9 protein-coding genes are annotated in these 9,291 nt (G+C 68.0%); 5 read left to right on the top strand and 4 right to left on the bottom strand.

The annotated features are described in order from the left end of the window. Positions 1-140: 140 nt before the first annotated feature. Positions 141-767, bottom strand: a complete 627-nt coding sequence (locus tag H0W38_RS09715) for a DUF938 domain-containing protein (RefSeq protein ID WP_292453304.1) — start codon at positions 765-767, stop codon at positions 141-143. A gap of 193 nt (positions 768-960) precedes the next feature. On the opposite strand from H0W38_RS09715, the gene H0W38_RS09720 reads away from it, so the two are divergent. Continuing rightward, positions 961-1,923, top strand: a complete 963-nt coding sequence (locus H0W38_RS09720; protein ID WP_292453306.1) for a DUF808 domain-containing protein — start codon at positions 961-963, stop codon at positions 1,921-1,923. A 9-nt stretch (positions 1,924-1,932) separates the two neighbouring features. Here the strand turns inward: H0W38_RS09720 and H0W38_RS09725 are convergent, their stop codons facing one another. Further along, positions 1,933-2,544, bottom strand: coding sequence for a DUF1415 domain-containing protein (locus H0W38_RS09725; protein WP_292453309.1), 612 nt, complete (start codon positions 2,542-2,544; stop codon positions 1,933-1,935). Positions 2,545-2,582: 38 nt separating this feature from the next. Continuing rightward, a complete protein-coding gene (locus tag H0W38_RS09730; protein WP_292453322.1) occupies positions 2,583-2,987 on the bottom strand; it encodes an FKBP-type peptidyl-prolyl cis-trans isomerase in 405 nt (134 codons plus the stop codon). A gap of 235 nt (positions 2,988-3,222) precedes the next feature. Here H0W38_RS09730 and H0W38_RS09735 point away from each other — a divergent pair, with 235 nt between their 5' ends. The 3 genes from H0W38_RS09735 to H0W38_RS09745 all read left to right on the top strand — a co-directional run bounded on the left by H0W38_RS09735 (position 3,223) and on the right by H0W38_RS09745 (position 6,509). After that, positions 3,223-4,410: a hypothetical protein gene (locus H0W38_RS09735; RefSeq protein ID WP_292453311.1), complete on the top strand. Its 1,188-nt coding sequence runs from the start codon at positions 3,223-3,225 to the stop codon at positions 4,408-4,410. Positions 4,411-4,551: 141 nt separating this feature from the next. Then, positions 4,552-5,523, top strand: coding sequence for a tRNA-dihydrouridine synthase (locus tag H0W38_RS09740; RefSeq protein WP_292453313.1), 972 nt, complete (start codon positions 4,552-4,554; stop codon positions 5,521-5,523). Positions 5,524-5,723: 200 nt separating this feature from the next. Beyond that, positions 5,724-6,509 carry a TenA family transcriptional regulator gene (locus H0W38_RS09745; RefSeq protein WP_292453316.1) on the top strand — a complete coding sequence of 262 codons (786 nt, stop codon included), beginning with the start codon at positions 5,724-5,726 and terminating at the stop codon, positions 6,507-6,509. Positions 6,510-6,569: 60 nt separating this feature from the next. Here H0W38_RS09745 and H0W38_RS09750 read toward each other — a convergent pair whose 3' ends face one another. After that, positions 6,570-8,033 (bottom strand): sodium:alanine symporter family protein, encoded by a 1,464-nt coding sequence (locus tag H0W38_RS09750; protein WP_292453318.1) that lies wholly within the window; start codon positions 8,031-8,033, stop codon positions 6,570-6,572. Between the two features lie 211 nt (positions 8,034-8,244). On the opposite strand from H0W38_RS09750, the gene H0W38_RS09755 reads away from it, so the two are divergent. Beyond that, positions 8,245-9,159 carry an aldo/keto reductase gene (locus H0W38_RS09755; protein ID WP_292453320.1) on the top strand — a complete coding sequence of 305 codons (915 nt, stop codon included), beginning with the start codon at positions 8,245-8,247 and terminating at the stop codon, positions 9,157-9,159. The last annotated feature ends 132 nt before the right edge of the window (positions 9,160-9,291 follow it).

The following is a 9,291-nucleotide window of genomic DNA, read 5'->3' on the forward strand; positions in this document are numbered from 1 at the left end:
CGCCAGTCGAATGCCCGTCCCTGAAGGAGCGCTCCATGAGCCGAATCATCTACATCGTTGGTCTGATCGTCGTCGTTGTCGCGGTGCTGTCGTTCTTCGGCCTCAGTTGAGGTGCCGGCGGGCGCAGTCGGTGCATCGGCTCACGCCGGCACGGCGTGTGCGCGGGTGAACACCAGCAACAGGTTGTTGGCCGGCATCGATAGGCGGTCGCGCAGCACCATGCCCGCCGTGCCGGCCGCTTGCGCCACGTCTTTCAGCCGGCGCAGGCCCCAGGCCGGGTCGCGGGCGCGCAGGTCGGCGTCGAAGGCGAGGTTGCTCGGTGCCGTGGGTGCATCGTCGACGAGGTAAGGCCCGTAGATCAGGAGCAAGCCGCCGGGCGCCAGGTTGCGGGCGGCGCCGGTCATGAGACCGAGACACGCCGCCCACGGCGCGATGTGCAGCAGGTTGGCGCAGAACATCGCTGTCCAGCCCGGGTTTACAGGCCATTGCGCTGCCGTTACGTCCAGTTGCAGCGGGGCCCGCAAGTTGGGCAGTCGCGAATGCGCCGACCACGCGGCGATCGAGGCGAGGGCGCCGGGGTCGGGATCGCTCGGCTGCCACGACCAGCCGGGCAGGCCGGCGGCGAAATGCACGGCGTGTTGGCCGGTGCCGCTGGCGATCTCTAGCGCCGAGCCCTGCGGCGGCAGCAATTGCAGCAGCGCTTCGAGGATGGCTTGGCGGTTGCGCTCGGCCGCGGGGCTGTGGCGCAGGGCTTCGTCGGAAGGCATGGGGCTCGGGCCGGGTGGCTGACTGCAGTGGAATGGAAAGCTTATGCGAGTCGGCGGCACCGGCCGCATGCACCCCGCCGTTCTCCTGTTAGGGCCGTTACGATCCCGCTCGGCGCGCCGCGCTGAAAAGTCTTGCCAGGCAAGCGCATCGTGCTGTGCCGGCAAGCGCCGTTTCACACAAGGAAGAATTTCGATGGCCTCCAGCCTGCTCGTGCTGATCGACGACATCGCCACCGTGCTCGACGACGTGGCGGTGCTGACCAAGGTGGCGGCCAAGAAGAGCGCGGGCGTTCTCGGCGACGACTTGGCGCTCAATGCGCAGCAGGTTGCCGGCGTGACGCCCGACCGCGAATTGCCGGTGGTGTGGGCGGTGGCCAAGGGCTCCGCGCTGAACAAGCTCATCCTCGTGCCGGCGGCGCTGGCCATCAGCGCCTTCGCGCCCTGGGCGGTCACGCCGATTCTCATGCTGGGCGGAGCCTTCCTTTGCTACGAAGGCTTCGAAAAGGTGGCGCACCGCTTTCTTCACAGCCCCGAAGAAGACGCCGCCCGGCATGCCCAACGCGTCAACGCACTGGCCGACCCGGCGGTGGACATCGTGCAGGCCGAGAAGGACAAGATCAAGGGCGCCGTACGCACCGACTTCATCCTGTCCGCCGAGATCATTGCGATCACCCTGGCGACCGTCACGGCTGCCTCTTTCACGACCCAGTTGGGCGTGCTGACCACCGTGGCGGTGCTCGTGACGGTGGGGGTGTACGGGCTGGTCGCGGGCATCGTCAAGCTCGACGACATCGGTCTGTACCTGAGCCGCCGGCCCGGCGAGGGCTTCCTTTCCCGGCTGCAGCGCGCGAGCGGGCGCGGCATCGTCCTGTCCGCGCCCTACATGATGAAGACGCTCTCGGTCGTGGGGACTGCCGCGATGTTCCTGGTGGGCGGCGGCATCATCACCCATGGCATCCCTGCGCTGAATCTGTGGATCGAGGCGCTTGCCGCGCAGGCGGCCACATGGCCGGGTGTCGGTGGCGTGCTGTCGGCGGTGCTGCCGACACTGCTCGATGGCATCGTCGGCATCTTGCTGGGCGCGCTGGTGCTGGCGGTGGTGACCGGCGTCAAGCGGATCGTCGGCGGCGGGGAGAAGAAGCCGCAGCTTTCCTGAACGGCAGGGTTATCCGGCGCGAGCCGGCGCACCCTCGTCCGCGGCATCGCGTCGGCACTGCGCCTGCAGGGACGCCCAGCCTTCTGAACCCAGTGCGCGCAAGCTCACGAGGTTTGCCTCGTAGATAGCCGAAGCATCGGGAAAAGCGGCGACCGCGCGATCGACGCTCGCCTCGCGCAAGAGGTGCAGCGTCGGGTAGGGCGAGCGGTTGGTCGCGTTGGTCACGTCCTGCGCCGTCGTGCCGGCAAAGCGGTAGTGCGGATGAAAGCTCGCCACTTGCAGCACGCCTTCGAGGTTCAGCTCGGAAAGCGCCGCGTCGGCCACCTGCAAGAAGTCGTTGTAGTCGGTGAAGTCGCCGAGCACTCTTGGATGAATCAGGAGGGTCGTGTCGATGCGCGCCGGATCGGCGGCGACCAGCGCGTGCATTTCGGCGACAAGTGCTTCGAGCAGTGCCTCGGCGTCGGGTGCATCGCTCACCGCATAGCGAATCTGCTGCCTGACATGCACCGCTCGCGCGAACGGGCACAGGTTCAGGCCGACGACCGCGCGCTCGACCCAAGCGCGCGTCTCGGCGATCACCCGCCCGGCGTCCGGGGCAAGCGGTACTTTTCGACGTTCCATGCGAGTTGCGAGTTGCCAGGACGACGACGCTGTGCGCGTCAGCGCCCGCCGATGCCAAGCAACTCGATCTCGAAATGCAGCGTCGCGTTCGGCGGGATCAGGCCGCCGCCCGCACCGCGCGGGCCGTAGGCAATGGCCGGCGGGCAGGTCAGCTGTGCCTTGCCGCCAACCTTCATGCGCTGCAGGCCTTCGGTCCAACATGGAATGACGCGACCCAGTCCGAACGAGGCGGGCTCGCGGCGGCTGTACGAACTATCGAACTCTTTGCCGCTGGGCAGCGTGCCGCGGTAGTGGACGCGCACCACGTCGCTCGGGGCCGGGCTGGCGCCCGAGCCTTCCTTCAGCGAGCGGTAAACCAGTCCGGTGGGCGAGAGGACCACGCTGGCTTCGCTGGCGGCATTGGCGGCGGCGTCGGTCTGCGCCCAAGCGGTGGGCGCGGTCAGCAGGGCGATCAAGGCGGCGGGGATCAAGGCTCTCAAGGCGGGCTCCGGAGGTACGAGGACGCCAATGATCGGCCCTCGGCGCAGACCGCGCAAACCTTCGCGCTGTTATCACAACTGCGCCTTGTCGAGAAGCGATGCATGTTGCGACAGGCGACACCGCTTGCTCACAGCCATGCGGTCCGGTGCGCACTAAGGTCGCGGCTCCGTTTGCTCGCCACACCGAAACACGCCCGCCATGCAATCACTTCTTCACTCTCGCCGTTCTTTCCTGTCCTGCCGGATCGCGGCCGCCGTCGCACTCGTCGCCGCTCTGAGCGCCTGCGGCGGCGGGGGATCCGGCACCGCCGACGCCATCGGCAGCGACCCTGCGGAAGAACAAGTCCGGGCCACCGCCGCCGCCGTGGTCACCACGCCGAGCGGGCCGGCCGCCGGTTACTCGGCGGGCCGCTGCCCGGTGCCCACCCCGGCGCAGGCGGTCGATACCTCCAGGCCGACCCGCGTGGTCGGCACCGGCACGCCGGCCAGTTGCACCTCGGACGCGGTGGTCAATGCCGTGGCGCAGGGCGGCATCATCAAGTTCAACTGTGGCGCCAAGCCGGTGACCATCGCGATGAGCCGCACCGCCAAGGTCTTCAACAACAAGCCAGACGTCGTGCTCGACGGCGAAGGCAAGGTGACGCTGAGCGGCGGCGGGCGCGTGCGCGTGCTCTACCAAAACACCTGCGATCCCAAGCAGGTCTGGACCTCGCCGCGCTGCGACATCCAGGACACGCCGCGCCTGACCGTGCAGAACCTCACCTTCGTCGACGGCAACTCGGCCGGACAGAGCTACGGCGAAAGCAGCGTCTACGGCGGCGGTGCGATCTACGTTCGCGGCGGGCGGCTGAAGATCGTCAACAGCCGCTTCTTCCGCAATGAATGCGAAGCCACCGGGCCGGATGTTGGCGGTGGCGCGGTGCGCGTCTTCGGCAACTCGCCGCAGGCGCCGGTGTACGTGACGAAGAGCAGCTTCGGTGGTGCGCCGGGCTATGGGAACAGCTGCTCCAACGGCGGCGGCCTCAGCGGACTGCACGCCTCGTTCAGCATCCACAACAGCCTGTTCAGCCACAACCGGGCGATCGGCTACGGCGCCAACCCCAAGCGCTCGGGCACGCCCGGTGGCGGCAGTGGCGGGGCGATCTACCAGGACGGCAACACCATCCGGCTCGGGATGTGTGGCAACCACCTGCGCAACAACACCCACAACGAGGGCGGCGGCGCGATGTTCTTCGTGAGCAACAACCGGACCGGCACCATGTCGATCACCGACTCGCTGATCGAAGCCCATCTCAAGGGCCGTTTCGAGACGGCCGGGCTGCCGGGCATCTTCATACTCGCGAAAACCGGGCAGCCTGTGATCGTGCGGTCGACGCTGCGGCGCTGAAGCGGGGACTTGCGCGTACGACTCGTCCTTGCGTGCGCAGCAGGGTCGTGCTTTTGTCCGGCGCAACCTGCAGGGCGGCCAGATGCATGGGCATGACAGACTCCGCTCGCCGCGCCTCGCCGGCGGCTGAACGGCGGTGTCATGACTCTCCTGCTCGCGCCCATGGAAGGGCTGCTCGACTTCACCTTGCGCGACATCCTCACGCGCGCCGGCGGCATCGACCGCTGCGTGTCGGAGTTCATCCGAGTCACCGGCACGCTGCTGCCAGAGCGGGTGTTCACGCGCATCGTGCCAGAGCTGCTGAACGGCGGGCGCACTCGGGTCGGCGTGCCGGTGCATGCGCAGCTGCTCGGCTCCGACCCGGTCTGCCTTGCCGAGAATGCGGCGCGTCTGGCGGCGCTCGGCCCGGCCGGCATCGACCTGAATTTCGGCTGCCCCGCCAAAGTGGTGAACCGCCACGGCGGCGGCGCGGCGCTGCTGCAGGACCCGGAACTGCTCGGGCGCATCGTCGCCGCGGTGCGCCACGCCGTGCCGGCGCCCCTGCCGGTCTCGGCCAAGATGCGGCTGGGTTTCGACGACGATGCGCGCGCCGTCGAATGCGCGCAGGCCATCGCCGGCGGTGGCGCCGGCGAGCTGGTCGTGCATGCGCGCACCAGGGCCCATGGCTATCGGCCGCCGGCTTACTGGGAGCGCATTGCCGACATCCGCTGTGCCATCGACATTCCGGTCATCGCCAACGGCGAAATCTGGACGGTGGACGATGCCCTGCGCTGCCGTGCCGTGTCGGGCTGCCATGCGCTGATGCTCGGCCGCGGTGCGGTGGCCGATCCGGGTCTGGCGCTGGCCATCGCCGCACAGGGCCGAGGCGAAGGCGCCGGCGCGCCGGGCGGCTTGGCCTGGCCGGCGGTGCTGCCGCTGCTGCGCGAGTTCTGGGCGCTCGTGGCTGTTCACATCGCGCTGCCGCGCCACCGCGCGGGGCGGCTCAAGCAGTGGCTCCACTACCTGCGCCGCCGCTACCCGGAGGCCGAACTCGCCTACGCCGCGGTGCGCACGCTCGAGGACCCGCAGGTGCTCAGCCAGCGGCTGTTCGGCCCGGATGCAGCCCGGGCCTGACTGCCCTTGCCCACCGTTGCGGCGGGGCCTCGGACGACCCCACGAATGTGCGGCGCAACGGCTTGACAAATAGTCGTTGATCGATGCGCGCGAGTCGATTACGCTCGCGCTGCCAAAAATTAACGCTTTCGCAATCGGAGCAGCAACTGGGCGGCTCTCGGCAGCAAGGCAAAAGGGAGAGTCGCTTGGGAGATGCCTTTGTGAGGCAGGGAGACCTGCAGGACATCAACAGCTACCCCGAATGGGCGCAGGAGATGGTGGCCGCCTGTGCACCGTCTCGTGAACGGGTGACCTCGCACGAGCTGTTTCACCGCATGCGAGAGGCCAGGCTCGATGAGGCGCAAACGCACTCCTTCCTGGTCAGCGGCTGGCCGGTGGTGGAGCAGTTTCCCCAGTACATGGCGCTCAACCTGCTCAAGGTCCAGTACGGCCGCACTCGCGGTCACGATCTGGCCCGGCGCTTTTTGATCCGCAACATCCGCGTCGAGCAAAACCACGTCGATCACTGGATCGAGTGGTCCGCCGCCAGCGGCGTGAACCGCGAGGAGCTGTTCGAAGGCAAGGTGCCGCTCGAGACCCACGCCCTCGGTCACTGGTGCTGGCACACCTGCGAGCGCGACGCGCTGGCCGCCGCCATGGCCGCCACCAACTACGCGATCGAGGGTGCTACCGGCGATTGGTCGGCTTTCGTGTGCTCGTCCGACGTGTACGAGAACAGCTTCGAGCCGGACGCGCGCGCCAAGGCCATGAAGTGGCTCAAGCTGCACGCCCGCTACGACGACTCGCACCCGTGGGAAGCGCTGGAGATCGTCTGCGCAATCATGGGCACCGACCCCACGCAGCGCGGCGCGGCGCTGATCCGCAACAACGTGCTCAAGAGCTACGAGTACATGCGCCTCACGCTCGACCACGTGCTGAGCGTGCGCCACGCCGGCGCGCGGCCCGACAGGTCGGTGGTGCTCATGCCTGCGCTCAAGCGCGCCTGAAGCCTCTGGAGGAAGAACCCGCACCGCCGGCCGAGCGCACGCTAGGCCGGCGGTCGCGCTTCAGGGCTGCCTGGGCTTGCTGCCGACCTTGAGATTGCGCTCTCGCCACAGGTCGGCGTTCTTGATGCCCAGCCGTTCGGGGTCGAATACCGGATCGACGCCGGCCTTCTTCTGCGCCTCATAGTCCTTCAGTGCCAGCAAGGCGGGCTTTTGGATGATGAGGATGGCGATGATGTTGAGCCAAGCCATCAGGCCTACGCCGATGTCGCCCAGGTCCCACGCCACGCCGGCGCTGCGCACCGAGCCGTAGATCACCGCCGCGATCACCATGAACTTGAGCACCAGCAGCATCCACGGACGGTGGATCTTGCGGTTGATGTAGGCGATGTTCGTCTCCGCCATGTAGTAGTAGGCGACGATGGTGGTGAAGGCGAAGAACATCAGCGCCAGCGCCACGAAGCTCGCGCCGAAGCCCGGTAGCACCGCCTCGACCGCGGCCTGGGTATAGCCGGGGCCTGTCTCCATGCCGGGCAGGTTGTTCACCAGCATCGTCTTGTCGGGCCCCTGTACGTTGTATTTGCCGGTCGACAGGATCATGAAGGCGGTAGCCGAACACACGAGCAGCGTGTCGACGTACACGGAGAACGCCTGCACATAGCCCTGCTTGGCCGGGTGCGACACCTCCGCCGCGGCAGCCGGGTGCGGGCCGGTGCCCTGGCCGGCCTCGTTTGAATAGACGCCGCGCTTCACGCCCCACTCGACCGCCAGGCCGAGCACCGCGCCGAAACCGGCCTCCAGGCCGAAGGCGCTCTTGAAGATGAGCGCGATCATGCTCGGCACCTGATCGATGTTGATGATGGTGATCACCAGCGCCACCAGGACGTAGGCCAGCGCCATGAACGGCACCACCACCCCGGCGAAGGCGGCGATGCGCTTGACCCCGCCGAAGATGATGAAGCCGAGCAGCACCACCATGCATGCGGCGCTCACCGCCGGAGGGACGCCCCAGGCGTTGTTCACTGCGGTGGCGATGCTGTTGGCCTGCACGCCGGGCAGCAGCAGGCCGGTAGCGATGGCCGTGACGAGCGCGAAGACCCAGGCGTACCAGCGCACGCCCATGCACTTCTCGATGTAGTAGGCCGGGCCGCCGCGGTACTGGCCGCTGTCGTCGGTTTCTTTGTAAATCTGCGCCAGCGTCGATTCGACGTAGGCGGTGGAAGCGCCGAGGAAGGCCACCATCCACATCCAGAAGACGGCACCCGGCCCGCCGAAGGTGATGGCCGTGGCCACGCCGGCGATGTTGCCGGTGCCCACCCGGCCCGACAGCGACATGGTGAGCGCCTGGAAGGACGACACGCCCGAGGGCGACTTCTCGCCCTCGAACATGAGCCGGATCATTTCCTTGAAGCCGCGCACCTGCATGAAACGGGTGCGGATCGAGAAGTACAAACCGGCACCAAGGCACAGATAGATGAGTGCCGGGCTCCAGACGATGGCGCTCACGGCGCTGATGAATTCGGTCATGGGTTGTCCTTGTTGAGGCCGAATGCGGCGCGAGCAGCGCCGGTCGAAGTCTTCCGGCGGTGCCCGTGGCGCCGCGAGAAGGGCCGCAGCCTACTGCAAGGGGCGGCGCCGGAACAGGCCACGTTTGTCGGCTCGCGGCAGGGCAGGGCCGGTCAGTGCTGCCGACTCCGACCGCGCTGCGGGGACAAGCGGCGCCGCGCATCATGGCGACATGGATCGTCGTGGTTTTCTCGTTCATGCCGGCGCTGCCGCACTGCTCGCGGGTCCGGCCGCTGCGCAAAGCGCCGTGCCGGTGCGCACTCGCTCCCTTGCGCGCAGCGGCGAGCGCATTCCCGTGGTCGGCATGGGCACGTGGATGACGTTCAATCTGCTCGCCAACGACGCCGAAGCACTCGCGGTGCGAGGCAGGGTGCTCGAGCGCTTTTTCGCCGGCGGCGGCAGCTTGATCGATTCTTCGCCCATGTACGGAAGCGCCGAAGGCGTGCTCGGCCAGTTGCTTCCGGAGGTGCCCGGCGCACAGGCCTTGTTCAGCGCGACCAAGGTCTGGACGCCGCTGGGCCTTTACGGGCCCACGCAAATGGAGCGCTCCTTGGCACTGTGGGGCCTGCAGCGCTGCGACCTGATGCAGATCCACAACCTGCTGAACTGGGAAGCGCACATCAAGACGCTGCGCCAATGGCAGGCCGAGGGCCGCGCGCGCCACATCGGCGTGACCACCTCGCACGGCAACAAGCACGACACCCTGCGCGAGGTGCTTGCCAGGGAGCCGCTCGACACCCTGCAGATCACCTACAACCCGGCCGACCAGCGCGCCGAGCCCCTGATGCAACAGGCCGCCGACCGCGGCATGGCCGTGATCCTCAACCGCCCCTTCGACGGCGGGCGGCTGCTCGACCGGCTGCAGGGCGAACCCTTGCCGGCGTCGCTGGCCGCCGACCTCGGCTGCACCGCCTGGGCGCCGCTGGTACTCAAGTGGGAGCTGGCTCATCCGGCGGTGACTTGCGTCATCCCGGCCACCACGAACCCCGAGCACATGAGCGAGAACCTGCAGGCGCTGCGCGGGCCGCTGCCTGACCGTGGTCAGCGGGAGCTGCTGGGTAGCATCTTTGAGCGAGTGCTGAAGTGAAACGACTGTCTGCTCTCGGCCCTTTGCGGAAGTTCGACGCGCGTTGCTGTTGCTTTGCGGATGTTGTGCGAGAGCAAAGCCGCGGGCGGGCGGCGGGCTTCGCTTCAGTGCGGCGGTCGGCCTGCTACGCAG

It is taken from the genome of Methylibium sp., from assembly GCF_013817365.1.
Taxonomy (GTDB): Bacteria; Pseudomonadota; Gammaproteobacteria; order Burkholderiales; family Burkholderiaceae_C; genus Methylibium.